Origin of the sequence: Streptomyces sp. NPDC050548, from assembly GCF_044457385.1 — a bacterium.
In the GTDB taxonomy this organism is placed as follows: Bacteria; Actinomycetota; Actinomycetes; order Streptomycetales; family Streptomycetaceae; genus Streptomyces.
Window position 1 is genome coordinate 601,303 of the sequence record NZ_JBITGV010000003.1, and the last position, 25,873, is coordinate 627,175.

The following is a 25,873-nucleotide window of genomic DNA, read 5'->3' on the forward strand; positions in this document are numbered from 1 at the left end:
CGGCGAACGGTTCTTTTCCGTCGCCGCAACGATCACGCTCGGATCACTCCTCGGGCTTCTCGGCCTCTTCGGGCTCCGCCGGTTCCTCCGGCTTGAGCGGGAGTTCGGCCGCGAGTGCCGCCGCGGCCTGCACCAGCGGCAGCGCGAGCAGCGCGCCCGCGCCCTCGCCGACGGTCACCCCCTGGTCGAGCAGCGGCTCAAGCGCCATCCGGTCCAGCGCCTTCGCCTGCCCCGGCTCCCCGCTGTTCTGCCCGGCCAGCCACCAGTCCGGCGCCCGGAACGCGACCCGCTGCCCCACCAGCGCGCACGCGGCGGCCACCACTCCGTCCAGGATCACCGGCAGCTTCCGTACGGCACTCTGCAGCAGGAACCCGGTCATCGCGGCGAGGTCGGCCCCGCCCACCGTCGCGAGCAGCTGCAACTGGTCGCCCAGCACGGGCCGGGCCCGGCGCAGCGCGTCCCGGATCGCCGCGCACTTGCGCATCCACGCCAGGTCGTCGATCGCGAGCCCGCCGCGCCCGGTGACCACGGACGCGTCGGTGCCGCACAGCGCGGCGATCAGGACGCAGGCCGGGGTCGTACCGCCGACGCTCACATCGCCGAGGACCACCAGATCCGTACCGGAGTCGGCCTCCTCGTTCGCGACGGCGACACCCGCCTCGAACGCGGCCGTCGCCTCCTCCAGGGTCAGCGCGTCCTCGATGTCGATCCGCCCGCTGCCCCGCCGTACGCGATGCTTCACGACCTCGTCGGGCAGCGAGTCCGGCTCGCAGTCCAGGGCCATGTCCACGATCCGCACCGGCACCCCGAGCCGCCGGGCCAGTACGGCCGCCGGGCTGCCGCCCTCCAGCAGGGACCGCACCAACTGGTCGGCGGTGCCCACGGGCCGTGCGGACACGCCGAGTTCGGCGACCCCGTGGTCGCCCGCGAAGACCACCACCCGCGGCCGTTCGACCGGCCGCACCGGCACGGAGGACTGCGCCGCCGCCAGCCACTCACCCAGTTCGTCGAGTCGGCCCAGCGACCCGGGCGGCACGATCTGACGTTCACGCCGCGCCTCGGCGTCACGGCGCACACCACCGTCGGGGCGCTCGATCAGATCGGTGAAGTCGTCGAGATTAAGCGAGCTCATTCGCCGAACAGTACCGGCAGCGATCGCGCGCGACAGAGCCACATGGCCACCACGCGCCCCGGACGTCCTTGCCTCGAAGATCGGTATCCCGTACGTATCGTTTTGCACCGTTTTGCCGTACGTCTCCGGGAGCCGCCATGAACAGCCTGCGCACCCGCGTCAGCGCCCTCGACGAGCGCCGCCGTCACCGGACACTGGCCCGCGCGATCCTGCGCCTGCTCCCCGAACCGGAGAGCTGGCTCGACGTCGGCACGGGCGACGCCCACTTCCCCGAGACCGCGAAGGAACTCTTCCCGTACACCTCCTTCGACGGCCTCGACCCCACCCCCCGAGCCGTCCGCGCCCGCGCCGCCGAACGCATCGAGGAGGCCTACGCCGGCCACCTCACCGACCCGCACATCACCTCCGCCCTGCACGCCCGCTACGACATCGTCACCCTCCTCCGCGACCGCACCCCCGCCCCCGACCCCGCCGCCGAGCTCCACGCGGCCCTCACGGTCCTGCGCCCCGCCGGCCTCCTCCTGCTGGAGGGGCGCCCGGACGACCTGCGCGCCCAACTGGCGCCCCACGACTGCGAGATCGTCCTGGAACACCGCCGCCTCCCGGACCGGCTCCCGGCCCCGCGGCGACTGATCGCGCGCCGGAAGCCGTCAGCCCCGTAGCGCGAGAGCCTGCCCGGCAACCACCAACAACACGTGCTCGCACTCACCGGCGATCGCCGCGTTCAGGCGGCCCAGCTCGTCCCGGTACCGGCGCCCGGACGCGGTCGCCGGCACGATCCCCGAGCCGACCTCGTTCGACACGGCGACCAGAGTCCGCCGGGTGGCCCGCACGGCGGCGGTCAACTCCCGTACCCGCTCCCGCAGTTGCTTCTCCCCGCCGTCCCCCCACTCCGCGTCGTCCCACGCCCCCACGGAGTCCATCGCGTCCGTCAGCCACAGCGACAGACAGTCGATGAGCAACGGCGGCCCGTCCTGCGCCAGCAACGGCACCAGGTCACAGGTCTCCGCCGTACGCCACGACCCCGGCCGCCGCTCCCGGTGCGCGGAGACCCGGGAGGCCCACTCGGTGTCCCCGTTGCGCGAGCCGCCGGTCGCGACATACAGCACATCGGGAAAGGCCTCCAACCGCCGCTCCGCCTCCACCGACTTCCCGGACCGCGCCCCGCCCAGCACCAGCGTCCGCCGGGGCACATCGGGCACGTCCTCGTAGACGCCCACGGTCAGTGTCGACCCGTCCGGCACGGCCCGTGCCCCCACGGCGGCCAGCCGCCGCGTCAACTCCGCGCCCGGCGGAACGTCGTGGTCGAGATGCACGGCGATCACATCGGTCGCGGGCCCCATCGCCCCCACCGCCCGCAGCTTGGCCAGCGCGTCCGGCCGCCCCACGACATCGGCGAGCACCATGTCGTACGACTCGACGCCCCCCTCCTCCAACCCGGCCGGCGCGGCCCCCGGCGGCAGATACAGCACCCGCTGCCCGTCCGGCCCCGTGACGGCGTACCCGGTACCCGGCGCGTCCATCGCCACCGCCCGCACCCGGTGCCCCGTCAGCAACGCCAGCTCCCGCCCGTCCGGCACCCGCCCCGGCTGCGGCAGCCCCACCGGCACCTCCACGGCGGGCCCGTCGTGCGGATGCGACAACAGCACCTGCCGCACACCCCCCAGCGAATGCCCGGCCCGAGCCGCCGCGAAGGCCGCGCCGGGCGTCAGATCCAGCAACAGCGTCCCGTCCACGAGCACGGCGGTGGCAGCCCGGGCATCAACTCCGAGCGACACGGCACAGGCCGCACACGGACAGTCGAGGCGGGGGAGGCCGGCGGGGGCACCGGTACCGAGCAGAGTGAGTTCCACGGGTTCGATTTTCTCCGGTCACTGATAGACGCGCGCGGCCGATACCCACCTAGGGGCGCGGGGAACTGCGCGACCAGCCCCCACCGGCCCGCGCCTGAACGAATATCCGCAGCTCATCCCCCGCTAACCCAGCAGAGCGAATACGCTTCTCGGCAGAAGCCGGACCAAGATCCGGTTTCTGCTCTGCATGCGCTGAGACCTTGGAGGCGTACATGGCGGCATGGATCTGGCGGTTCGAGAAGTCCGACGGGACCGAGGTCGAACCCGCGGTCCCGCCGGAGGAGTTCACCACGCAGGGGGACGCGGAGTCCTGGCTCGGCGAGGTGTGGAAGGACCTCGTCGCGGGTGGCGCGGACCAGGTACGGCTGTTCGAGGACTCTTCGGAGATCTACGGCCCGATGAGCCTGCACGCCGAGGAGGCGTAACGGGGAGGAGAGGGGGCGGCCGGGAGACACCGGCCGCCCTCTCTCTCACTGCTCGCCCAGCGTCACATCGACCTTCTTCGACGCACCGTTCCGCGTGTACGTCACCGTCGTCTTCTGCCCCGGCTTCTCGGACGCCAGCGCCTCCGACAGCGAGGTGATCGTGCTGATGTCCGTGTCGCCGAGCTTCGTGATGATGTCGCCGGCCCGGATGCCGGCCTTGTCCGCGGCCCCGCCGCTCCTCACCTCGACCACGGCCACCCCGGCCGCCTGGTAGCTGTCGTCGACGACCGTACGGCCGGTGATGCCGAGCGCGGCCCGCCCCGAGTCGGTCACCTTGCCGTCCTTGACGATCTGGCCGGCGACCGTCTTCACCATCGAGGCCGGGATCGCGAACCCGATCCCGGGCGCGGCACCGCCCCCGAGGTTCGGGTCGGTCGCCGCGAGCGTCGGGATGCCGATGACCTGCCCGTTCAGGTTGACCAGCCCGCCCCCGCTGTTGCCGGGGTTGATCGCCGCCGAGGTCTGCACCATGTTGGCGATGGTCGCGCCCGTACCCCCGTCGCTGCCGCCCTCGCTGACGGTCCGTCCGGTCGCCGAGACGATGCCCTGCGTCACGCTGGACGACAGTCCGAGCGGCGAGCCCATGGCGAGGACGATCTGCCCGACCTGGACCTTGGACGAGTCGGCGAAGGTCGCCGCCTTCAGCCCGTCCGGCACCTTGTCCAGCTTGACGACGGCCAGGTCCTGCTCGGGATACGAGTAGACGAGCTTGGCGGTGAGCACGTCCTCGCTGTTCGCGGTGGTCACCTTGAAGGTCTTCTCGTCCCCGACCACGTGCGCGTTGGTGACGATGTGTCCCTGGTCGTCGTACACGACCCCCGACCCCAGATCACTGCTGGCCTGGATCTGCACGACCGACGGCAGGACCTCTTTGATCACCTTCTGGTAGTCGCTCTGCAGGTCGTCGCTCGCCATCGGTACGGCGGCCTGGGCGGCCTGCGCGGTCGAGGTGTCCTTCTTCGAGGAGGACCCGGAGCCGCCGCATCCGGCGATCAGCGCGAGCGAACAGACGAGCAGAGCCATGGGCCGGAGGACGCGGACACGGGCAGGGGAGAAGGCCATGTGCCGAGTGTCTCTTTGGGGTGAATGTCCGGCTCGTGCTGCTCGCCCGAACGGGCCCCCGGCGAGGGGTCCGCGCTCAGCCCCGCACGCCGCACAGATGCAGCAGCGCGGCCACCGAACGATACGGATCCGACCGCCCGGCCCGCTCCTCGGCGGCCAGCAGCGGTTCGACGTCCGCCGGGATCTCGACCCCTTCCGGGGCGGTGTCGGTGAAGACCCGCACGCCGTACCAGGCCTGCAACGGAGCCCCGATCCCGGCCAGCGTCGCCGTCAGGGTGTCCAGCCGGTCCGCCCGCACATCGAGCCCCAGCCGGTTGCGGTAGGCGGTCGAGTCGAACGCGGCCGACGCCGCCGCCCAGTCCCAGGACAGCCCGGGCCGCATCGCCAGCGCGTCGGCGTTCCGTACGAGCAGCGAGAGCAGCCCGCCCGGCGCCAGCATCCGGGCAAGCCCCGCGAGCAGCGGATCGGGCTCGGACACGTACATGAGTACGCCATGACAGAGCACGACGTCGAAACTGCCCGGCAGGAAGTGCACGCCCGTGTCCCGGCCGTCGCCCTCGATGATCCGCACCCGCTCCCGGATGCCCTCCGGCTCGCCGGACAGTGCCGCACGGGCCGCGGCGACCATCTTCGGTTCCTGTTCGAGCCCGGTCACCTGATGCCCGGCCCGGGCCAGCCGCAGCGCCTGCGTGCCCTGACCCATCCCGACGTCCAGCACCCGCAGCCGCTGCCCGACGGGATAGCGCCCGGCTATCTGCTCGTCGAGCTGCCGGGCCACCAGCTCCTGGCGTACGACATCCCGCAGCCCGCCCAGCTTCGCCAGCCAGGCATCCACCGCGCCCCCGGAGAAGGAGTCCGCGCTCAGGGCTTCTCTCCGCGCTTGACCTGCGGCTTCGGCAGCCGGAGTCGACGCATCTGGAGGGAGCGCATCAGCGAGTACCAGACCGTGCCCTTGGTGTCCTGGCCCGGGAAGCGCTCGGCGAGCTGCTTGCGCAGCCGGAACACGTTCAGGAACGAGTCGACCACGATCAGGATGATGATCACGAGCCACAGCAGCAGCGCGATGTTCTGCAGCGCGGGCACCTGCACCACGCTCAGCACGAGGATCACCACGGCCATCGGCAGGAAGAACTCGGCGACGTTGAAGCGCGCGTCGATGTAGTCACGCGCGAACTTGCGGATCGGGCCCCTGTCACGGAGCGGCAGATCCCGCTCGTTGCCGCGGCCGGCCAGCGCCGAGCGCTGCTTCTCCAGCTGCACCCGCCGCTCGTCGCGCTGGCGCTTGGAGGCGTCCTTGCGCGTCAGCGTGGTGTTGGCCACGCTGCGGCGCTGGGTCTGCGACTCACTCCGCTTGGGCGTGGGCCGACCCTTGGGGGCCTGCGGGTCTCGGGGCTGCTTGGAGTCGGTCGGCGAGGCCTGGTCGGCGGTCGCGGCCTTCTCTTCCTTGGCACGGCTACGGAACACAAAACCCAAGCTTAAGGGGTGCATGCGGTTGGACCCCAGTCCGGTGGGGAACGATCCGGCAACACCAGTCGTCTGTAGGGGGACAAGAGAGACGTCGCAGACGGGCGGCTCCGGGGCGTTACCCGGGGAACACCTACTCCTTACGCCGGAGCGGGACCGTAGGCAGTCGTCCTTGGGGATGAGCGCATCCGTCCCCGAACAGTGCGGTAATGGATGCAGGGCCCGTACTGTGAGTCCTGTTGTAGTCGCTGGAGCTGGAGTCCGTCAGAAGGGGGCGCGCGAAGCCCATGAGCGGTGTCATGAAGCGTATGGGGATGATCTTCCGCGCGAAGGCGAACAAGGCCCTTGACCGGGCCGAGGACCCGCGCGAAACCCTCGATTACTCGTACCAGAAGCAGCTGGAGCTGCTTCAGAAGGTGCGCCGGGGCGTGGCCGACGTCGCCACGTCACGCAAGCGTCTGGAGCTCCAGCTCAACCAGCTGCAGTCGCAGTCCTCGAAGCTGGAGGACCAGGGCCGCAAGGCGCTCGCGCTGGGCCGTGAGGACCTGGCCCGCGAGGCGCTCTCGCGCCGGGCCGCGCTCCAGCAGCAGGTGACCGACCTGGAGACGCAGCACACCACCCTCCAGGGCGAGGAGGAGAAGCTCACCCTCGCGGCCCAACGCCTCCAGGCCAAGGTGGACGCCTTCCGTACGAAGAAGGAGACCATCAAGGCCACGTACACGGCGGCCCAGGCACAGACCCGGATCGGCGAGGCCTTCAGCGGCATCTCCGAGGAGATGGGCGATGTCGGGCTTGCCATCCAGCGCGCCGAGGACAAGACCCAGCAGCTCCAGGCCCGCGCCGGCGCCATCGACGAACTGCTCGCCTCCGGAGCGCTCGACGACCCGACCGGCATGGCCAAGGACGACATCCAGGCCGAGCTGGAACGGCTGTCGGGTGGTACGGATGTAGAGCTGGAACTTCAGCGGATGAAGGCGGAGCTGGCCGGCGGATCGTCGTCGCAGCAGGCGATCGAGGGCGGCAAGGACCAGTCCCAGTCGCAGTCCTCCTCCCAGCCGCAGGACACCCCGCGCTTCGACAAGCAGTGACGTGATGTGACGGCCCACGCCTGAGGAGGGCGACATGATCGTACGGATCATGGGGGAGGGGCAGGTGAGGCTGGCCGACGGCCACCTCACCGAGCTGAACAAGCTGGACGACGTACTCCTGAGGGAAGTGCAGAACGGCGACGGCCCCGCCTTCCGCGAGACCCTCCAGGCCCTCCTGGCCAAGGTCCGCGAACTGGGCGAGCCGCTCCCCGACGACTCCCTGGAGCCGTCGGAGCTGATCCTCCCGTCCCCGGACGCGACCCTGGAGGAAGTCCGGGACCTGCTGAGCGACGACGGCTTGATCCCGGGCTGACCTTGCAACGCCGGTGACTGCAACCAGCCCGTCCGGCGCCTTTTCAGCGCAGGCCAACAAAATCAGCCCGTCCGGCGTTTGAGGACGAGGCCCCTTCAGGGCCGACCGGGGGCCCGGGGGCGGAGCCCCCCGAGACGCCCACACCAACACCCCGCACAAGCACAGGGAACGTACAGCTGCCCCCCGTTCCGCCCCCGCCAGGGACCCCGTACGGTGCCAGAATGAGCGTTCTCGACCGAGCCCGCTGCCAAGCGAACGCGCACCCCTGCGCGCTGGACGCGGTGCTCGCCGCCGCGGTCCTCGTGTGCATGGTGGCCGGGTCGTTCGTGGACCCGCACGGCGGGCACGGCGTCAGCTGGGGCATCCGTACCCCTGCCCCCCTCAGTCTGGTCCTGATGGCCGTAGGCGCCGCCGCACTCGTCTTCCGCCGCCGCGCCCCCATGCTGGTTCTCGCCGTCACCGGCACCGCCTCCCTCGTCGAGAGCGTCACCAGTGATCCCCGTGCGCCGGTCGCGATGTGCGCGGTGGTCGCCCTGTTCACCGTCGCCGTCTCCACCGACCGGTCCACCACCTGGCGCGTGGGCCTGCTCACGATGATCGTGCTGACCGGCGCCGCGATGCTCGGCGGCCCGGTCCCGTGGTACGCGCAGGAGAACCTCGGCATCTTCGCCTGGACCGGTATGGCCGCCGCGGCCGGGGACGCCGTACGCAGCCGCAAGGAGTTCGTGCACGCGATCCGCGAGCGCGCCGAACGGGCCGAGCGCACCCGCGAGGAGGAGGCCCGCCGCCGGGTCGCCGAGGAACGGCTGCGCATCGCCCGCGACCTGCACGACGTCGTCGCCCACCACATCGCCCTGGTCAACGTGCAGGCCGGAGTCGCCGCGCACGTCATGGACAAGCGCCCCGACCAGGCCAAGGAAGCCCTCGCGCACGTACGCGAGGCCAGCCGTTCCGCGCTGAACGAACTCCGCGCCACCGTCGGTCTGTTGCGCCAGTCCGGCGACCCCGAGGCCCCCACCGAACCGGCCCCCGGCCTCGACCGCCTCGAAGAACTCGCCGGCACCTTCCGCAGCGCCGGCCTCCAGGTCCTGGTCGCCCGCGCGGACAACGGCACCACCCTCCCCGCCGCCGTGGACCTGGCCGCCTACCGGGTCATCCAGGAGGCCCTCACCAACGTCCAGAAGCACGCCGGCATCGAGGCGAAGGCCGAGGTGAGCGTCGTACGGGTCGGCCCGAACGTCGAGGTCACCGTCCTCGACAACGGTTCCGGCGAGGACCACGACCCCGACTCCGGCGGCGGTCACGGCCTGCTCGGCATGCGCGAGCGGGTCACCGCCCTGCGCGGCACCCTCACCACCGGTCCCCGGTACGGAGGCGGCTTCCGCGTTCATGCGATCCTGCCGGTCAAGACCCGCCCACGCGCCTCGGGGGACCCCGCATGACGACGATCCGTGTCCTGCTCGCCGACGACCAGGCCCTGCTGCGCAGCGCCTTCCGCGTACTCGTCGACTCGGAGCCCGACATGGAGGTCGTGGGAGAGGCCTCGGACGGTGCGGAGGCCGTACGGCTGGCGAAGGAGGAGCGGGCCGACGTGGTGCTGATGGACATCCGGATGCCCGGCACGGACGGCCTCGCCGCCACCCGCATGATCAGCGCCGACCCGTCCCTCGCCCACGTCCGGGTGGTGATACTGACGACCTTCGAGGTCGACGACTACGTGGTGCAGTCGCTGCGCGCGGGCGCCTCCGGCTTCCTCGGCAAGGGCTCCGAGCCCGAGGAACTCCTCAGCGCGATCAGGGTCGCCGCGGCCGGCGAGGCCCTGCTGTCCCCCGTGGCGACCAAGGGTTTGATCGCCCGCTTCCTCGCCCAGGGCGACCTTGACGAGGACCGCGACCCGGCCCGCGCCGAACGCCTCGAAGCCCTCACCGTGCGCGAACGCGAGGTCCTCGTCCAGGTCGCGGGCGGCCACTCCAACGACGAGATCGCCGAACGCCTCGAAGTCAGCCCCCTGACGGTGAAGACCCACGTCAACCGCGCCATGGCCAAACTCGGCGCCCGCGACCGGGCCCAACTCGTCGTCATCGCCTACGAGTCGGGGCTGGTCCGGCCGCGGGTGGAATAAGCCAGCAGGCTTACGGCAGCGCCAGCATCCGCTCCAGCGCCAGCTTGGCGAAGGTCTCCGTCTCCTTGTCGACCTCGATGCGGTTGACGAGGTTGCCCTCGGCGAGGGACTCCAGGGTCCAGACCAGGTGGGGGAGGTCGATGCGGTTCATCGTCGAGCAGAAGCAGACCGTCTTGTCGAGGAAGACGATCTCCTTGCCCTCGGGCGCGAAACGGTTCGCGAGCCGTCGTACGAGATTCAGCTCGGTGCCGATGGCCCACTTGGAACCGGCCGGGGCCGCCTCAAGTGCCTTGATGATGTACTCCGTCGAGCCGACATGGTCGGCCGCGGCCACGACCTCGTTCTTGCACTCGGGGTGGACGAGGACGTTGACACCGGGGATGCGGGCCCGTACGTCCTCCACCGACTCCAGCGAGAAGCGGCCGTGCACCGAGCAGTGGCCGCGCCACAGGATCATCTTCGCGGCCCTCAACTGGTCGGTGGTGAGGCCGCCGTTGGGCTTGTGCGGGTTGTAGACGACACAGTCGTCGAGGCTCATGCCCAGGTCGCGGACGGCCGTGTTGCGGCCCAGGTGCTGGTCGGGCAGGAACAGCACCTGCTCGCCCTGCTCGAAGGCCCACTCCAGGGCGCGCTGCGCGTTCGACGAGGTGCAGATCGTGCCGCCGTGCCTGCCCGTGAACGCCTTGATGTCCGCGGACGAGTTCATGTACGAGACGGGCACGACCCGCTCGACTATGCCGGCCTCGGTCAAAGCGTCCCAGCACTCGGCGACCTGCTCGGCGGTGGCCATGTCGGCCATCGAGCAGCCGGCCGCGAGGTCGGGCAGGACGACCTTCTGGTCGTCGCCGGTCAGGATGTCCGCGGACTCCGCCATGAAGTGCACACCGCAGAACACGATGTACTCGGCCTCCGGGCGCGCGGCGGCGTCCCTGGCCAGCTTGAAGGAGTCGCCCGTGACATCGGCGAACTGGATGACCTCGTCGCGCTGGTAGTGGTGGCCGAGCACGAAGACCTTGTCGCCGAGCTTCTCCTTGGCGGCGCGGGCCCGCTCGACCAGGTCCGGGTCGGACGGCGAGGGCAGGTCGCCGGGGCACTCGACACCGCGCTCGCTCCTCGGGTCGGCCTCCCGGCCGAGCAGCAGCAGGGCGAGGGGCGTCGGCTGAACGTCGAGCTCCTGGGTCTGGGCGGTGGTCACGACACGCACCCTTTCTGTTCTGACAGACAAGCCTTTTCGTCGAATTGACGCTATCTATCATAACCGCTTCACGTCAGTTTGACGATGGCCATAGCGTCGATGTGACATCAATCCCGGCAGGTGCTCGATACGCGCTCAGCGGGGGACCTTGCGGGGGTGTGCGAGCATGGAGAGAGGTGCCGACGGAAAGACACCGGACGTGGTCCGGAATGAATCCGCGGCCCCGGCGGTTGAACTCGTCGGCAAGCAGTCTCCGTACAACCCGGGAGAGATGTAGATGTCCGTATCGGACGAGACCAGCACCGTCACCGACGGCATCCTTCTGTCCGACGCCGCCGCGGCGAAGGTCAAGGCCCTGCTCGACCAGGAAGGCCGGGAGGACCTGGCCCTGCGCGTCGCCGTGCAGCCCGGTGGCTGCTCCGGCCTGCGCTACCAGCTCTTCTTCGACGAGCGCTCCCTCGACGGCGATGTCGTCAAGGACTTCGGTGGCGTCAAGGTGGTCACCGACCGCATGAGCGCCCCCTACCTGGGCGGCGCGTCCATCGACTTCGTCGACACGATCGAGAAGCAGGGCTTCACGATCGACAACCCGAACGCGACGGGCTCCTGCGCCTGCGGCGACTCGTTCAGCTGAGCCCCACCCAGCAGTCGTAGTACGGCGAAGGCGGCGGCCCCCTCCGACAGGGCCGCCGCCTTCGGGCCTTTCCGATGCCCGTGCAGTGCAGGAGTGCTCAAGTGCCTACCGGGCCGGCGAAGGCCCCGCGCCCGCGGTCGGCTGGGTGCTCTTCTCCACGGGGATCGCCTTTCCGTCCGGACCCACGACCTCCCGGTCGCCGAGCGGCGCCTTCAACTGCACGGTCCGGTGGTAGAACTTGGCGATCATGACGCAGACCTTGTTCGGCCAGGGCGTCGCGGTCACCGTGACCGTCACCTTGTCCGAACTCTCCGAGGCCGCCACCTTGTAGTCGGCGCACACCCCGCCGGTGAAGGCCACGGTGAGGCTCTTCCCGTCGGCCGAGTAGCCGTCCGCCTTCACATCGTGCGGAGCCGCGGTGGCCGTCGGGGTCGGCGTCGGAGTGGGCGTACCGGCCGAGGCCAGATACTTGGGATCGATCGCCGGGTACGTCACCGTGAAGCTGTCCTGCCCACCCGACTGCTTCACCTCGAACAGCCAGGACGGCACCAGCGTCTGCTTCCCGGCCACGGAGTGCGCGGCGAGCCCGAACACCGCGTGCTCGACGGTCGCCGCGGCCTGCGCGGGCGTGGCGGAGATCGCGGTCGACGATCCGCAGGGCGCCTCCAGCCGGTCCTTCAGCGGTACGGGGCTGGCGCAGCCGCCGATCCCCATGCGGTGGTCGGTCCCCGGCGCGGCGTTCAGCAGGGCCAGCGTCTTCTGCGCGCTCAGCACCGGATAGACGTCACCCTTCATCGGCGCCGCCAACTGCCCGCTCCCGCCCACGACTTCACCCTGGGCGCTGACCGTCAGCCCGGTCGTCCAGCCGTGCGTGGGCAGCCCGCCGATCAGCGGTTCGGCGTTCACCATCCGCTGCGCGCCCATGAGTTGACTCGCGTCCACCTTCGCGTCGTCCTGGCCGACGGCCTTGAGGATCGGGGCGGCGGCCTGCTTCGCGACCGCGACACTCACCGGGTCGGTGGCCGAAGTGCCGGGATCCTGCGCGCACTTGAGGGTGTCGGTGCAGTTGTCGGTGCCGGGCGCGTAGCGGTTGAACGTCCACAGGCCGGGCGCCGCCTTGTTCACCTGCAGACTCGGCCCACTGCCGTCCTGCCCGCCGACCTTCCAGTACTGCCCCTCGGCCACCGGTGTCCCCACGACACCGAGCGCCTTGGCGAGCCGGGCCACCTCGTCCTTGGCGACGGCGCCCTCCGGTGAGTAGACGGCCGCGGAGCCGGGCCCGGCGGGCAGAGTGCCCTGGGCCTTGTACGTCTCGCCGTACGGATTCGGCTCGCCGGACGCGATCCCGTTCGTACCGCCCGTCGCGTACCCGTCGAGCGCGAGCGGCGGGGGAGTGCCGTCGGTGCCGGATGCCGCGGATCCGGTCCCGTCGCCCGAACCTCCGGAGGACGAGGAGGACGCGAGGTACGCCCCGCCACCTCCGACGAGCAGTACGGCGGCGGCCACGGAGGCGATGACGAGGGGGGAACGGGAACGGGATCGCGGCGGGTACTCGTCGTCGGAGCGGTCGGAGCGGTCGGAGCGGTCGGAGCGGTCGGAGCGGTCGGAGCGGTCGGAGATTTCGGAGATTTCGGAGGTGTCCGACGCCTCCGGCTGGTCGGGCCGCGTCTCGGACGTCACCGGGTCGAGCTGTTCCGAGGAGCCGGGTTCTACGTCAGATGCCTCGGGCTCCGTCGCCTCGGGTTCCGTTCCCTCCGGCCGTTCGGCCTCCTCGGAAACGGCAGTCTCCTCCGTGTCCTCGACCTCGGGCCCCTCCACGGCGCCCTTCGCGGCGTCCCCCACGCCCGGCACATCATCGGAGGCGCCGATCGCGTCCTCGTTGTCGGGTCGTTCGGTGTTCACCGCATCGCTCCTTCGGCTGCGCAACTGTCCCATGACCCTGACCCGCCCCTGTCAAAGCGGCAGGCAGAAGGGTCGTATCCCGCATCCCCTTTACGGGGGACAGCGATGGGACGCAGCGGGGGAGCGCACGGTTCCACCGAACGCGCCGATCGAGCCGGCGAGCTCCCGACTAGTCGCCGTATTCGCCCATGGCGTCCAGCAGCCGAGCCGACTTCGACGGTACCGACACACCGTGGATGAGTGACGGAGACACCGGAAGGGCAACGATCCGGTCCGGAACCGTCCAGTGCGGAGCCATCCGCGCGCAGTCGCCGCGCAGTGCCGCGAGATCCGCCTCACCTTCGCCTTCGAGGTGGACCGGAACGGGGCCGTCGACTTTGAGGTTCGTCATAGCGGCACCGTATGCACGCTTTACCTCGCGAAGAAAGATCTACTATCGGGTAGTTTTGGCCGCTTCAGAGCCGCCGGGCCGACCGGGTAGCGTGAACTGTCAACGCAGCCTCCCTCAGGAGAGTCCTCGCCGTGCGCATCGCAGTCACCGGCTCCATCGCCACCGACCACCTCATGACCTTCCCCGGCCGCTTCGCCGACCAACTGGTCGCGGACCAGCTGCACACGGTGTCGCTCTCCTTCCTGGTCGACAACCTCGACGTACGCCGGGGCGGCGTCGGCGCCAACATCGCCTTCGGCATGGGCCAGCTCGGCACCAGGCCGATCCTGGTCGGCGCCGCCGGCTCCGACTTCGCCGAGTACCGCGACTGGCTCGACCGTCACGGCGTCGACACCGACTCGGTCCGTATCTCCGAGACGCTGCACACCGCCCGCTTCGTGTGCACCACCGACTCCGACCACAACCAGATCGGCTCCTTCTACACCGGCGCGATGAGCGAGGCCCGCCAGATCGAGCTGAAGACCGTCGCCGACCGCGTGGGCGGTCTCGACCTGGTCCTGATCGGCGCCGACGACCCCGAGGCGATGCTCCGCCACACGGAGGAGTGCCGGACCCGCTCCATCCCCTTCGCCGCGGACTTCTCCCAGCAGATCGCGCGCATGGACGGCGACAACATCCGCATCCTGCTGGAGGGCTCGGCGTACCTCTTCTCGAACGAGTACGAGAAGGGCCTCATCGAGTCCAAGACCGGCTGGAGCGACGCGGAGATCCTGTCGAAGGTCGGCCACCGCGTCACCACCCTCGGCTCGCGCGGCGTCCGCATCGAGCGGGTCGGCGAGGACCCGATCGAGGTCGGCTGCGCGGAGGAGGAGCGCAAGGCCGACCCCACGGGTGTCGGCGACGCGTTCCGTGCGGGGTTCCTGTCGGGGCTGGCGTGGGGTGTCTCGCTGGAGCGGGCGGCGCAGGTCGGCTGCATGCTCGCGACTCTCGTCATCGAGACGGTCGGTACGCAGGAGTACCAGGTGTCTCGGGGGCACTTCATGGAGCGGTTCACCAAGGCGTACGGGGATGACGCGGCAGTGGAAGTACGTAAGTACCTGGGCTGAGCTGGTTTGTTGTGTGCGGGCGCGTGGGGGCTGGTCGCGTAGTTCCCCGCGCCCCTTTAGGGCGCGTCAGCTGGTCCGGCGGACTACGTACGCCGGGCCTTCCTCCTCGCCCACGTACTCCTGGCCCCGCATCTCGCACCATGCCGGGATGTCCAACCGTGCTGCCTCGTCGTCGGACAGGACGCGCACAGTGCCGCCCACGGGCACGTCACCGATGACCTTGGCGAGTTCGATGACCGGGATCGGGCAGCGCTTTCCGAGCGCGTCCACCACCAACGAGTCCTCTTTCACGACGGCTGTGGGTGCCGCCGCCCCCAGCTTCTCCCGCACCCCCGCCACCGCCCCCGGCAGCACCGCGAGGAAACGCTCGACGTCCTCCTCCGTCGTGCCCGGCGGCAGCGACACCCGCACGTTTCCCTCACTCAGCACGCCCATCGCCTTCAGCACATGGCTGGGTGTCAGCGTGCTGCTCGTGCAGGACGATCCGGACGAGACGGAGAAACCGGCGCGGTCCAGTTCGTGCAGGAGAGTCTCTCCGTCGACATAGAGACAGGAGAAGGTGACGATCCCGGGCAGTCGCCGCACCGGATCGCCGACCACGTCCACGTCGGGCACCAGCTGCGGCACCCGCGCCCGGATCCGCTCCGTCAGCTCCCGCAGTCGTAGCGCCTCCTCGGTCGCCTCCGTGCGGACCGCGCGCAGGGAGGCCGCCGCGGCCACGACGGCGGGGATGTTCTCGAAGCCGGGGGAGCGTCCCGACTCCCGTTCGTCGACGGGGCCTTGGGCCGCGAACCGCACCCCCTTGCGTACCACCAGCAGTCCGACGCCGGCCGGTCCGCCCCACTTGTGCGCGCTGGCCGTGAGCAGCGACCACGCGCCCTCGACCGGCCCCCACCCCAGCGACTGCGCCGCGTCGACCAGCAGCGGCACCCCGGCCGCCCGGCACACCTCGGCCACCTCGGCGACCGGCTGTACGGTCCCCACCTCGTGGTTGGCCGACTGCAGACAGGCCAGCGCGGTGTCCGGGCGCAGGGCCTCGCCGTAGGTCCGCGCGCTCACCGCGCCCGTCCGGTCCACGGGAACGTCGGTCACCGAACCGCCCGCCGCCACCAGGCTCTCGGCCGAATGGAGCACGGAAGAGTGTTCAACCGCTGACACGATCAGGTGACGTCCGACGCGCCGCCGCCCTGTCAGAGCCCCGGCAATTCCCGTGTGCACGGCCCGAGTACCCGAGGTGGTGAACACCAACTCGTCGGCCCGGCACCCGACGGCCTCGGCAGCGGCCTCCCGCGCGGCGTCGAGCAGCAACCGTGCCTTACGTCCTTCTCTATAGAGCCGAGCCGGATCCGCCCACCCGTCGTCGAGAGCGGCCAACAGCGCCTGCCGGGCGACAGGATGAAGGGGAGCGGAAGAGGCAGCATCGAAGTAGGACACACGGCAACGTTAAAACGAAGGCGAGCAAAGCAGGGGCGCGGGGAACTGCGCGACAAGCCACAACGCGCCCCGCACCCGCCCAAACCACCTGAACCCCCGAGCTATTAGGCGCAAGGAGTAACCCGCCGCGCGTATGCCACCCTCCCGCTGAACCCCCGGAGGGCGTCGGCTAGGGTTTGGTCCGCATAAACATCCAAACCCCTGCCCGACGCAGGGCGGCGACCGACCCGCGTGAAGGCAGGCCGCAGCCAATCCGCGCGGGCGAGACTCTCGGGAAGGCGCTACGTGAGTCCCAACGGCTCCGACCGCTCGCCGCGGCGCCCGATGCGGCGGAAGCTGCTGCAGGCAATGACTGCGGGCCTGGTCCTGGCGACCGCGACCGGTTGCACATCCAAGGACTTCCCTCGCCTTGGTTTCCCCACCCCGACCACGGAGGAGGGTCCGCGGATCCTCTCCCTGTGGCAGGGATCCTGGGCTGCCGCGCTCGCCGTCGGCGTCCTGGTGTGGGCCCTGATCATGTGGAGCGTCGTGTTCCACAGGCGCAGCCGCACCAAGGTCGAGATCCCCCCGCAGACCCGGTACAACATGCCCATCGAGGCGCTGTACACGGTTGTTCCGCTCATCATCGTCTCGGTGCTGTTCTACTTCACGGCCCGCGATGAGACGAAGCTCCTGAGCCTCGACAAGAAGCCCGACGTGACGGTCAACGTCGTCGGCTTCCAGTGGAGCTGGGGCTTCAACTACATCGAGAACGTCGACGGTGTCAGTGGTGACGCGACGACCGACAAGAACCTGGCCGCGATCCCGGACCGGTTCAAGAAGGACTTCCCGGCGAACGCCGGCGGTGTCTACGACGTCGGTACGCCCGCCACGAAGAACCCGCAGACCGGCAACCCGGGTCCGACCCTCTGGCTCCCCAAGGGCGAGACGGTTCGCTTCGTCCTCACCTCGCGTGACGTCATCCACGACTTCTGGGTGGTGCCGTTCCTCATGAAGATGGACGTCGTCCCGGGTCACACCAACGCCTTCCAGGTGACCCCCACCAAGGAGGGCACCTACCTCGGCAAGTGCGCCGAGCTCTGCGGCGTCGACCACTCCCGGATGCTGTTCAACGTGAAGGTCGTCTCGCCGGAGCGTTACCAGCAGCACCTCAAGGACCTCGCCAAGAAGGGGCAGACCGGTTACATCCCCGCTGGCATCGCGCAGACGAGCCACGAGAAGAACCGGGAGACGAACAACCTGTGAGCATCCTCAACGAACCTCAGGGTGCCGCGGCAGCAGAGTCCCACTACGCGGATGAGCTGCCGGTAAGGCGCAAGCAACCCGGCAACGTCGTGATCAAGTGGCTCACCACCACCGACCACAAGACGATCGGCACGCTGTATCTGGTCACGTCCTTCGCGTTCTTCCTGATCGGCGGCGTCATGGCGCTGCTGATGCGCGCCGAGCTGGCGCGGCCGGGTCTGCAGATCCTGTCGAGCGAGCAGTTCAACCAGGCGTTCACGATGCACGGCACGATCATGCTGCTGATGTTCGCGACGCCGCTGTTCGCCGGATTCACGAACTGGATCATGCCGCTGCAGATCGGCGCGCCCGACGTGGCGTTCCCGCGGCTGAACATGTTCGCGTACTGGCTCTACCTCTTCGGCTCGACCATCGCGGTGGGCGGCTTCCTCACCCCGCAGGGTGCGGCCGACTTCGGCTGGTTCGCCTACTCCCCGCTGTCGGACGCGGTCCGTTCGCCGGGTATCGGCGCCGACATGTGGATCATGGGTCTGGCGTTCTCCGGCTTCGGCACGATCCTCGGTGCGGTCAACTTCATCACCACGATCATCTGCATGCGCGCACCGGGCATGACGATGTTCCGCATGCCGATCTTCGTGTGGAACGTGCTGCTGACCGCCGTACTCGTTCTGCTGGCCTTCCCGGTTCTCGCCGCCGCGCTCTTCGCGCTGGAGGCGGATCGGAAATTCGGGGCACATGTCTTCGATGCCTCAAACGGCGGTGCGTTGCTGTGGCAGCACCTCTTCTGGTTCTTCGGCCATCCAGAGGTGTACATCATCGCCCTGCCGTTCTTCGGCATCATCTCCGAGGTCATCCCGGTCTTCTCCCGCAAGCCGATGTTCGGCTACATGGGCCTGATCGCCGCGACCATCTCCATCGCCGGCCTGTCCGTGACCGTGTGGGCCCACCACATGTACGTCACCGGCGGAGTCCTCCTCCCGTTCTTCTCCTTCATGACGTTCCTCATCGCCGTGCCAACGGGCGTGAAGTTCTTCAACTGGATCGGAACGATGTGGAAGGGGTCCTTGTCCTTCGAGACCCCGATGCTCTGGGCCACCGGCTTCCTGATCACCTTCACCTTCGGTGGTCTGACCGGTGTCATCCTGGCCTCGCCGCCGATGGACTTCCACGTCTCGGACTCGTACTTCGTGGTCGCGCACTTCCACTACGTGGTGTTCGGCACGGTCGTGTTCGCGATGTTCTCCGCCTTCCACTTCTGGTGGCCGAAGATGACCGGCAAGATGCTGGACGAGCGCCTCGGCAAGATCACGTTCTGGACGCTGTTCATCGGCTTCCACGGCACCTTCCTGGTCCAGCACTGGCTGGGTGCCGAGGGCATGCCCCGTCGTTACGCGGACTACCTCGCGGCCGACGGCTTCACCGCCCTGAACACGATCTCGACGATCAGCTCCTTCCTGCTCGGCCTGTCGATCCTGCCGTTCCTCTACAACGTGTGGAAGACGGCCAAGTACGGCAAGAAGGTCGAGGTCGACGACCCGTGGGGCTACGGCCGTTCGCTCGAATGGGCGACGTCCTGCCCGCCGCCGCGGCACAACTTCCTCACCCTGCCCCGGATCCGCAGCGAATCCCCGGCGTTCGACCTGCACCACCCGGAGATCGCGGCTCTCGACCAGCTGGAGAACGCGCACCACGCTGACAAGGCCCTCGCCGGCGGCAAGGAGGCGGGCAAGTGAAGGTCCAGGGCTGGATGTTCATGTGGCTGAGCGTCTTCGTGCTCGCCATGGCGGTTGTCTACGGCCTCTGGTCCAAGGAGGCGGCCGGTACCACGGCCCTCTTCATGGCCTTCGGCCTCTGCGTCATGATCGGCTTCTACCTGGGCTTCACCGCCCGGCGGGTCGACACGCTGGCGCAGGACAACAAGGAGGCCGACGTCGCGGACGAGGCCGGCGAGGTGGGCTTCTTCAGCCCGCACAGCTGGCAGCCCCTCGCCCTCGGCATCGGTGGCGCGCTGGCCTTCCTCGGCGTGGCCATCGGCTGGTGGCTGCTGTACTTCTCGGCGCCGCTCATCATGCTCGGCCTGTTCGGCTGGGTCTTCGAGTACTACCGCGGTGAGAACCGCACTCAGTAGCACACACCGAACGCACACGAGCCCGGACACTCCGTCAGGAGGGTCCGGGCTCGTGCTTTTGCCGCAATGCGGGTCGCTCGTCCGAGTTACCCACCGCGCCGAGCTTGACGATGCTTCATAGCCTCACCTCATGAGCCACACTCCGCGCACCCGAACCGTCGTCGGCTGCACCCTGCTGGTGATCTCGCTCGGCGCGGGTTTCACCGCCTGCGGGTCCGACGGCGGCAACCCGCTGTCGGCCAAGCCGTACGACGCGGCGGGACAGATCTCCTTCAACGGCCCGTCCGGCAAGGGCAAGAAGGCCGACCCCGACAAGCCCCTGGAGGTCACCACCTCCGAGGACGACGGACGGATCACTGACGTCACGGCCACGGACGCCACGGGCCGCTACGTCACGGGCGAACTCAACGCCGACGGCACCCGCTGGCGCAGCACCTCCCCACTGGCCGCCAACGCCCACTACACGGTGCGGGTGAGCACGGAGGACGAGGACGGCGCCCCCGGCCGCAAGGTCCTCACCTTCGACACCACCAAGCCCACCACCAAGAAGAGCCTGACCGTGAAGTTCGGTCCGGACGCGGGCACCTACGGCGTCGGCCAGCCGGTCACCGCCCAACTCAACAAGCCCGTCAAGGACAAGGCACAGCGGGCCGTCGTGGAGCGCGCCCTCAGGGTGGACTCCGTGCCCGCCGTGGAGGGCGCCTGGCACTGGGTGGACGACAAGGAACTCCACTACCGCCCCAAGGAGTACTGGCCCGCCCACGCCACCATCCAGGTCCACAGCGACCTCGACGGCGTGAAGATCAGCGACCGCCTGTGGGGCGGTAGGTCCAAGGGGCTGAAACTCACCACCGGCGACAAGATCATCGCCGTGACGGACGCCGCGTCCCACGAGATGACGGTCTACAGGAACGGCGAGGAGATCAACGAGATCCCCGTCACCACCGGCAAGCCCGGCTTCGAGACCCGAAACGGCGTCAAGGTCGTACTGGGCAAGGAGTACTTCGTACGGATGCGCGGTACCACCGTCGGCATCTCCGAGGGTTCCTCGGACTCGTACGACCTCCCCGTGTACTACGCCACCCGCGTCACCTGGAGCGGCGAGTACGTCCACGCGGCCCCCTGGTCCGTGGGCTCCCAGGGCTCCGAGAACGTCAGCCACGGCTGCACCGGCATGAGCACCAGCAACGCCGAGTGGTTCTTCGACACCATCCACGAGGGCGACGTGGTCAAGGTCGTCAACTCCAACGGCGACGACATGGAACCCTTCGGCAACGGCTTCGGCGACTGGAACGTCGGCTGGAAGAAGTGGCGGGGCGGCAGCGCCCTGGTCGGCGGAACACCGGACGGCCCGAGGCCTGAGGACGCGGCGCGCTTGCGGCCAGAGTCCGTGTGAAGCGCCCCGTCAGGGGCGCGGGGAACTGCGCGAGCAACCGATGACGGCCCGCAGCCGCAAAACTGCGGGCCGCCCCGAGCTGCTAGGCGCTCAAAGCCCGCTTCTCACGCAACAGAGACGCCAGAGCAGAAGCGAACTCAACAGGGTCGACAGGCAACGTCACAGCCGCATCCGCCCGGCTCCACGTGGCAAGCCACGCATCCTGCGGCCGCCCGATAAGGACAAGCACAGGCGGGCAGTTGAAGATCTCGTCCTTCACCTGACGGCACAGCCCCATGCCACCCATCGGCACGGACTCCCCGTCGAACACACAGACATCGACCCCACCCCGGTCCAGCTCCTTCAAAGCCGCCGCAGGCGTCGCGCACTCCAGGAACTCGACCAACGGCGCGTCCGGAGCCGGCCGGCGCCCCGCGGCCAGCCGGACTTGCTCGCGGGTGTTGGAGTCATCGCTGTAGACCAGCACCGTGGCGGTCGGCTGCATTCTTCCTCCCAAGGTCCGTTGCGCGGATGCTACTCCCTTGAACACCCCGTCAACACCTGTTGGAACACCCCTGCGATGGGCCATCCGGGCAGTACACACGCTGCGAACACTCCGAACGGCACCCCCCGGAGTGAGGGCGGGATAAGCGACCGACATAATGTCGGTCGTGGCGACAGCAACGACAGTAGAAACCGGGCACGCGCACCCGTCGGTCAACCGGCCGAACCTCACCAGCGTCGGAACCATCATCTGGCTGAGTTCCGAGCTGATGTTCTTCGCGGCCCTCTTCGCGATGTACTTCACCCTGCGATCGGTGACCGGTCCGGATCACTGGAAGGAGATGGCGAGCCATCTCAACCTTCCGTTCTCCGCGACCAACACCACGATCCTGGTGCTCTCCTCCCTCACCTGCCAGCTCGGCGTCTTCGCCGCCGAGCGCGGGGACGTGAAGAAGCTCAGGGGCTGGTTCATCATCACGTTCGTGATGGGTGCGATCTTCATCGGCGGTCAGATCTTCGAGTACACGGAGCTGGTGAAGAAGGACGGCCTGTCGCTGTCCTCCGACCCGTACGGCTCGGTGTTCTACCTGACCACCGGCTTCCACGGCATGCACGTGACGGGCGGCCTCATCGCCTTCCTGTTCGTTCTCGGCCGCACCTACGCGGCGAAGAGGTTCACCCATGAACAGGCGACCGCGGCCATCGTCGTGTCCTACTACTGGCACTTCGTCGATGTCGTCTGGATCGGCCTCTTCGCCACGATCTACTTGATCAAGTAGTCGGGCCCGATCCCGCGCGCGGCCAAGAAGCGCACATTCCAGAAGCATCGACGCAGAAGATCCTGACACCGGGGTAATCCGTGAAAAAGCTCTCCACACGACGACGCCATCCGCTGGCGGCGGTCGTCGTACTACTCCTCGCGCTGGCGGCAGCCGGGGGGGCGTTCAGCCTGCTCGCGCCCGCGAGCAAGGCGCAGGCCGACGAGTCCGCTCAGTCCCTCTCCATCGACGAGGGCAAGAAGCTCTTCGCCGTCGGTTGCGCCAGCTGCCACGGCACCGGCGGTCAGGGCTCCTCCGACGGGCCGAGCCTGGTGGGTGTCGGCGCCGCGGCGGTCGACTTCCAGGTGGGCACCGGCCGTATGCCGGCCCAGCAGCCGGGCGCTCAGATCCCGGCCAAGAAGGTCATCTACTCCCAGGCCGAGATCGACCAGCTCGCGGCGTACATCGCCTCGCTGGGCGCCGGCCCGGTCATCCCGACGAAGAACGAGTACGGGCCGGAGGGGTCGGACATCGCCAAGGGCGGCGAGCTGTTCCGCACCAACTGCGCCCAGTGCCACAACTTCACGGGCAAGGGCGGCGCGCTGACGCACGGCAAGTTCGCGCCGAGCCTCGAAGGCGTTGCCCCGAAGCACATCTACGAGGCCATGCAGACCGGCCCGCAGAACATGCCTTCCTTCCCCGACACCACGCTGTCGTCGAAGAACAAGAAGGACATCATCGCGTACCTCAACGCGGTCAACGGCGACAACACCGAGAGCCCCGGCGGTCTTGAGCTGGGCGGTCTCGGTCCGGTCAGTGAGGGTCTCTTCGCCTGGATCTTCGGTCTGGGCGCGCTGATCGCGGTAGCCGTCTGGGTCGCCGCTCGGACCGCAAAGGCCAAGAAGTCATGAGTAGCCAAGACATTCCAGAAGAGAACCTGCCCGCTGAGCAGGACGCGCACGGCGCGGTGTCGGTCGCGGACGAGCAGAACCCGTTCGCCGACCCGGGACTGCCGCCGCACGAGCACCGTGTCCAGGACATCGACGAGCGGGCCGCCAAGCGGTCCGAGCGCGTCGTCGCCTTCCTGTTCACGCTGTCGATGCTCCTCACGGTCGGCTTCATCGCCTCGTACGTGGCGATCCCGGCCGACAAGTCGATCTTCGTCTTCCCGATCGGTCACATCAGCGCGCTCAACTTCGCGCTGGGCCTGACCCTCGGCGGAGCGCTCTTCACCATCGGCGCGGGCGCGGTCCACTGGGCCCGCACCCTGATGTCCGACGTGGAGATCGCCGACGAGCGGCACGCGATCGAGGCGCCCCCCGAGGTCAAGGCCAAGGTTCTGGCCGACTTCAAGCAGGGTGCCAAGGAGTCGGCGCTCGGCCGTCGCAAGCTGATTCGCAACACGATGTTCGGCGCGCTGGCCCTGTTCCCGCTCTCCGGTGTCATGCTGCTGCGCGACCTGGGCCCGCTGCCGGGGACGAAGCTCCGCCACACCATCTGGTCCAAGGGCAAGCTGCTCGTCAACATGAACACGAACCTGCCGCTGCGTCCCTCGGACGTGGCCGTCGGCTCGCTCACCTTCGCCAAGCCCGAGGGCCTGGAGGAGACCGACGAGGAGTTCCAGACCGAGATCGCCAAGGCGGCGCTGATGATCGTCCGGCTGCAGCCGGAGAACATCAAGGACAAGCGCGAGCTGGAGTGGGCGCACGAGGGCATCGTGGCCTTCTCGAAGATCTGCACCCACGTGGGCTGCCCGATCTCCCTGTACGAGCAGCAGACGCACCACGTGCTGTGCCCGTGCCACCAGTCCACCTTCGACCTCTCCGACGGTGCCCGAGTGATCTTCGGCCCGGCCGGTCACGCCCTGCCGCAGCTGCGCATCGGCGTGAGCGACGAGGGTTACCTCGAAGCGCTCGGCGACTTCGAGGAGCCCGTCGGTCCTGCATTCTGGGAGCGCGGATGAGCACCAACGAGACCAACGAGCGGCGCGACAAAGCACCGGCCGGCGAGAAGATCGCCGACTGGGCGGACGGACGCCTCGGGATCTACTCCCTGGCCAAGTCCAACATGCGCAAGATCTTCCCCGACCACTGGTCGTTCATGCTGGGCGAGGTCTGCCTCTACAGCTTCATCATCATCATCCTCACGGGTGTGTATCTGACGCTGTTCTTCCACCCGTCGATGAACGAGGTGACGTACCACGGCAGCTATGTCCCGCTCCAGGGGCAGCTGATGTCGGAGGCGTTCAACTCGACGATGCACATCTCCTTCGATGTGCGCGGCGGTCTGCTGATCCGGCAGATCCACCACTGGGCGGCGCTGATCTTCCTGGCCGCCATGTTCGTGCACATGATGCGCGTGTTCTTCACGGGTGCGTTCCGCAAGCCGCGTGAGGTCAACTGGCTGTTCGGCTTCCTGCTGTTCGTCCTGGGCATGTTCACCGGCTTCACCGGTTACTCGCTCCCGGACGACCTGCTCTCCGGCACCGGTGTCCGCTTCATGGAGGGCGCGGTCCTGTCCGTGCCGATCGTCGGCACGTACCTGTCGTTCTTCCTCTTCGGCGGAGAGTTCCCGGGCGGCGACTTCGTCGCGCGGTTCTACTCGATCCACATCCTGCTGCTGCCGGGCATCATGCTCGGTCTGGTGGTCGGCCACCTGATCCTGGTCTTCTACCACAAGCACACGCAGTTCGCGGGTCCCGGAAAGACGAACAACAACGTCGTGGGCATGCCGCTGCTGCCGGTCTACATGGCCAAGGCCGGAGGCTTCTTCTTCCTGGTCTTCGGTGTCATCGCGGCCATCGCGGCGATCGCCTCGATCAACCCGATCTGGGCCATGGGCCCGTACCGCCCGGACATGGTGTCCACGGGCGCCCAGCCCGACTGGTACATGGGCTTCTCCGAGGGCCTGATCCGCTTCATGCCCGGCTGGGAGATCAACTTCTGGGGTCACACGCTCGTCCTGGGCGTGTTCATCCCGCTGATCATCTTCCCGCTGGTCCTGGTCGCGATCGCGGTCTACCCGTTCATCGAGTCCTGGGTCACCGGCGACAAGAGCGAGCACCACATCCTGGACCGCCCGCGCAACGTCCCGACCCGTACGGCCTTCGGTGCCGCGTGGATCTCGTGGTACTTCGTCCTGCTCGTCGGTGGCGGCAACGACATCTGGGCCACGCACTTCCACCTGTCGATCAACTCGATCACCTGGTTCGTGCGTGTCGCCTTCTTCGTGGTGCCGGTGCTCGTCTTCATCGCCACCAAGCGGATCTGCCTCGGCCTCCAGCGCCGCGACAAGGACAAGGTGCTGCACGGCCGCGAGTCGGGCATCATCAAGCGCCTGCCGCACGGTGAGTTCGTCGAGATCCACGAGCCGCTCAGCCAGGACGCGCTGCACACGCTCACCGCGCACGAGCAGTACGTGCCGGCCGCGATCGGCGCGACGGTCGACGAGAACGGTGTCGAGCGCAAGGTCAAGGGCACCGAGAAGCTGCGCGCCAAGCTGAGCGAGGCGTACTACGGCGAGGAGTCCCAGATCGCCAAGCCCACCGTCGAGGAGTACAAGGAGATCACGAGCGGCCACGGCCACCACTGATCGCTGAGGCGTCGCCACGCCACAGTCGAAGGGCCCCGTCCGAACACCGGACGGGGCCCTTCGCCGTGTCCTGAGCTGGATAGGGTGGGGA

General features: G+C 68.9%; 26 protein-coding genes. 16 read left to right on the forward strand and 10 right to left on the reverse strand.

Going from position 1 to position 25,873, the window contains the following annotated elements:
- Positions 1–43 precede the first annotated feature (43 nt).
- On the reverse strand, positions 44–1,132 hold the full coding sequence (gene cobT / locus ACIBJH_RS12940) for a nicotinate-nucleotide--dimethylbenzimidazole phosphoribosyltransferase (protein ID WP_399116876.1): 1,089 nt from the start codon (positions 1,130–1,132) through the stop codon (positions 44–46).
- Positions 1,133–1,269: 137 nt separating this feature from the next.
- Between cobT and ACIBJH_RS12945 the strand changes: the two genes are divergently transcribed.
- Positions 1,270–1,794, forward strand: a complete 525-nt coding sequence (locus ACIBJH_RS12945) for a methyltransferase domain-containing protein (protein WP_399116877.1) — start codon at positions 1,270–1,272, stop codon at positions 1,792–1,794.
- On the opposite strand, the gene ACIBJH_RS12950 is transcribed toward ACIBJH_RS12945, so the two are convergent.
- Positions 1,783–2,985 (reverse strand): bifunctional adenosylcobinamide kinase/adenosylcobinamide-phosphate guanylyltransferase, encoded by a 1,203-nt coding sequence (locus tag ACIBJH_RS12950; RefSeq protein ID WP_399116878.1) that lies wholly within the window; start codon positions 2,983–2,985, stop codon positions 1,783–1,785. The genes ACIBJH_RS12945 and ACIBJH_RS12950 overlap by 12 nt on opposite strands.
- 212 nt (positions 2,986–3,197) lie before the next feature.
- On the opposite strand from ACIBJH_RS12950, the gene ACIBJH_RS12955 reads away from it, so the two are divergent.
- On the forward strand, positions 3,198–3,410 hold the full coding sequence (locus tag ACIBJH_RS12955) for a hypothetical protein (RefSeq protein WP_399116879.1): 213 nt from the start codon (positions 3,198–3,200) through the stop codon (positions 3,408–3,410).
- Between the two features lie 45 nt (positions 3,411–3,455).
- Here ACIBJH_RS12955 and ACIBJH_RS12960 read toward each other — a convergent pair whose 3' ends face one another.
- The 3 genes from ACIBJH_RS12960 to ACIBJH_RS12970 form a co-directional block, all read right to left on the reverse strand.
- On the reverse strand, positions 3,456–4,532 hold the full coding sequence (locus ACIBJH_RS12960; protein ID WP_399116880.1) for a S1C family serine protease: 1,077 nt from the start codon (positions 4,530–4,532) through the stop codon (positions 3,456–3,458).
- Positions 4,533–4,608: 76 nt separating this feature from the next.
- Positions 4,609–5,310, reverse strand: a complete 702-nt coding sequence (locus ACIBJH_RS12965; RefSeq protein ID WP_399116940.1) for a class I SAM-dependent methyltransferase — start codon at positions 5,308–5,310, stop codon at positions 4,609–4,611.
- A gap of 83 nt (positions 5,311–5,393) precedes the next feature.
- Positions 5,394–6,020 carry a DUF3043 domain-containing protein gene (locus tag ACIBJH_RS12970; protein WP_399116881.1) on the reverse strand — a complete coding sequence of 209 codons (627 nt, stop codon included), beginning with the start codon at positions 6,018–6,020 and terminating at the stop codon, positions 5,394–5,396.
- Positions 6,021–6,283: 263 nt separating this feature from the next.
- On the opposite strand from ACIBJH_RS12970, the gene ACIBJH_RS12975 reads away from it, so the two are divergent.
- The 4 genes from ACIBJH_RS12975 (at position 6,284) to ACIBJH_RS12990 (ending at position 9,519) form a co-directional block, all read left to right on the forward strand.
- Positions 6,284–7,084: a PspA/IM30 family protein gene (locus ACIBJH_RS12975; RefSeq protein ID WP_399116882.1), complete on the forward strand. Its 801-nt coding sequence runs from the start codon at positions 6,284–6,286 to the stop codon at positions 7,082–7,084.
- A 34-nt stretch (positions 7,085–7,118) separates the two neighbouring features.
- Entirely contained in the window at positions 7,119–7,397 is a 279-nt protein-coding gene (locus ACIBJH_RS12980) for a hypothetical protein (RefSeq protein WP_200716464.1), read from the forward strand.
- A gap of 221 nt (positions 7,398–7,618) precedes the next feature.
- Positions 7,619–8,839, forward strand: a complete 1,221-nt coding sequence (locus tag ACIBJH_RS12985; protein WP_399116883.1) for a sensor histidine kinase — start codon at positions 7,619–7,621, stop codon at positions 8,837–8,839.
- Complete coding sequence (locus tag ACIBJH_RS12990) at positions 8,836–9,519, forward strand: response regulator (protein ID WP_399116884.1); 684 nt, start codon at positions 8,836–8,838, stop codon at positions 9,517–9,519. Before ACIBJH_RS12985 ends, ACIBJH_RS12990 begins: the two co-directional genes overlap by 4 nt.
- A gap of 10 nt (positions 9,520–9,529) precedes the next feature.
- On the opposite strand, the gene nadA is transcribed toward ACIBJH_RS12990, so the two are convergent.
- A complete protein-coding gene (gene nadA, locus ACIBJH_RS12995; RefSeq protein ID WP_399116885.1) occupies positions 9,530–10,714 on the reverse strand; it encodes a quinolinate synthase NadA in 1,185 nt (394 codons plus the stop codon).
- A 277-nt stretch (positions 10,715–10,991) separates the two neighbouring features.
- Between nadA and ACIBJH_RS13000 the strand changes: the two genes are divergently transcribed.
- Positions 10,992–11,348 (forward strand): iron-sulfur cluster assembly accessory protein, encoded by a 357-nt coding sequence (locus ACIBJH_RS13000; RefSeq protein ID WP_019065032.1) that lies wholly within the window; start codon positions 10,992–10,994, stop codon positions 11,346–11,348.
- A gap of 105 nt (positions 11,349–11,453) precedes the next feature.
- Here ACIBJH_RS13000 and ACIBJH_RS13005 read toward each other — a convergent pair whose 3' ends face one another.
- Together ACIBJH_RS13005 and ACIBJH_RS13010 are read right to left on the reverse strand one after the other, a co-directional pair.
- Positions 11,454–13,250 carry a hypothetical protein gene (locus ACIBJH_RS13005; RefSeq protein WP_399116886.1) on the reverse strand — a complete coding sequence of 599 codons (1,797 nt, stop codon included), beginning with the start codon at positions 13,248–13,250 and terminating at the stop codon, positions 11,454–11,456.
- Positions 13,251–13,419: 169 nt separating this feature from the next.
- Positions 13,420–13,641 (reverse strand): hypothetical protein, encoded by a 222-nt coding sequence (locus ACIBJH_RS13010; protein ID WP_399116887.1) that lies wholly within the window; start codon positions 13,639–13,641, stop codon positions 13,420–13,422.
- Between the two features lie 131 nt (positions 13,642–13,772).
- On the opposite strand from ACIBJH_RS13010, the gene ACIBJH_RS13015 reads away from it, so the two are divergent.
- A complete protein-coding gene (locus ACIBJH_RS13015; RefSeq protein ID WP_399116888.1) occupies positions 13,773–14,747 on the forward strand; it encodes a carbohydrate kinase family protein in 975 nt (324 codons plus the stop codon).
- A gap of 66 nt (positions 14,748–14,813) precedes the next feature.
- Here ACIBJH_RS13015 and ACIBJH_RS13020 read toward each other — a convergent pair whose 3' ends face one another.
- Positions 14,814–16,181 carry a cysteine desulfurase/sulfurtransferase TusA family protein gene (locus tag ACIBJH_RS13020; RefSeq protein WP_399116889.1) on the reverse strand — a complete coding sequence of 456 codons (1,368 nt, stop codon included), beginning with the start codon at positions 16,179–16,181 and terminating at the stop codon, positions 14,814–14,816.
- A gap of 285 nt (positions 16,182–16,466) precedes the next feature.
- On the opposite strand from ACIBJH_RS13020, the gene coxB reads away from it, so the two are divergent.
- From coxB to ACIBJH_RS13040, 4 genes are all read left to right on the forward strand, one after another.
- Positions 16,467–17,426: a cytochrome c oxidase subunit II gene (coxB, locus tag ACIBJH_RS13025; RefSeq protein ID WP_019075805.1), complete on the forward strand. Its 960-nt coding sequence runs from the start codon at positions 16,467–16,469 to the stop codon at positions 17,424–17,426.
- A complete protein-coding gene (gene ctaD, locus ACIBJH_RS13030; RefSeq protein WP_399116890.1) occupies positions 17,423–19,159 on the forward strand; it encodes a cytochrome c oxidase subunit I in 1,737 nt (578 codons plus the stop codon). The genes coxB and ctaD overlap by 4 nt, the downstream gene beginning before the upstream one ends.
- Positions 19,156–19,554 carry a cytochrome c oxidase subunit 4 gene (locus ACIBJH_RS13035; protein WP_093625810.1) on the forward strand — a complete coding sequence of 133 codons (399 nt, stop codon included), beginning with the start codon at positions 19,156–19,158 and terminating at the stop codon, positions 19,552–19,554. Before ctaD ends, ACIBJH_RS13035 begins: the two co-directional genes overlap by 4 nt.
- 130 nt (positions 19,555–19,684) lie before the next feature.
- Positions 19,685–20,950, forward strand: coding sequence for an Ig-like domain-containing protein (locus tag ACIBJH_RS13040; protein ID WP_399116891.1), 1,266 nt, complete (start codon positions 19,685–19,687; stop codon positions 20,948–20,950).
- Between the two features lie 82 nt (positions 20,951–21,032).
- Here ACIBJH_RS13040 and ACIBJH_RS13045 read toward each other — a convergent pair whose 3' ends face one another.
- On the reverse strand, positions 21,033–21,434 hold the full coding sequence (locus ACIBJH_RS13045; protein WP_399116892.1) for a hypothetical protein: 402 nt from the start codon (positions 21,432–21,434) through the stop codon (positions 21,033–21,035).
- Between the two features lie 157 nt (positions 21,435–21,591).
- On the opposite strand from ACIBJH_RS13045, the gene ACIBJH_RS13050 reads away from it, so the two are divergent.
- The 4 genes from ACIBJH_RS13050 (at position 21,592) to ACIBJH_RS13065 (ending at position 25,782) form a co-directional block, all read left to right on the forward strand.
- Positions 21,592–22,212, forward strand: coding sequence for a heme-copper oxidase subunit III (locus ACIBJH_RS13050; RefSeq protein ID WP_019067823.1), 621 nt, complete (start codon positions 21,592–21,594; stop codon positions 22,210–22,212).
- Between the two features lie 80 nt (positions 22,213–22,292).
- Complete coding sequence (locus ACIBJH_RS13055; protein ID WP_019067822.1) at positions 22,293–23,102, forward strand: c-type cytochrome; 810 nt, start codon at positions 22,293–22,295, stop codon at positions 23,100–23,102.
- The gene (locus ACIBJH_RS13060; protein ID WP_399116894.1) at positions 23,099–24,154 is read left to right on the forward strand and encodes a Rieske 2Fe-2S domain-containing protein; all 1,056 of its coding nucleotides are present in this window, start codon (positions 23,099–23,101) and stop codon (positions 24,152–24,154) included. The genes ACIBJH_RS13055 and ACIBJH_RS13060 overlap by 4 nt, the downstream gene beginning before the upstream one ends.
- Complete coding sequence (locus ACIBJH_RS13065) at positions 24,151–25,782, forward strand: cytochrome bc complex cytochrome b subunit (protein ID WP_399116895.1); 1,632 nt, start codon at positions 24,151–24,153, stop codon at positions 25,780–25,782. The genes ACIBJH_RS13060 and ACIBJH_RS13065 overlap by 4 nt, the downstream gene beginning before the upstream one ends.
- The last annotated feature ends 91 nt before the right edge of the window (positions 25,783–25,873 follow it).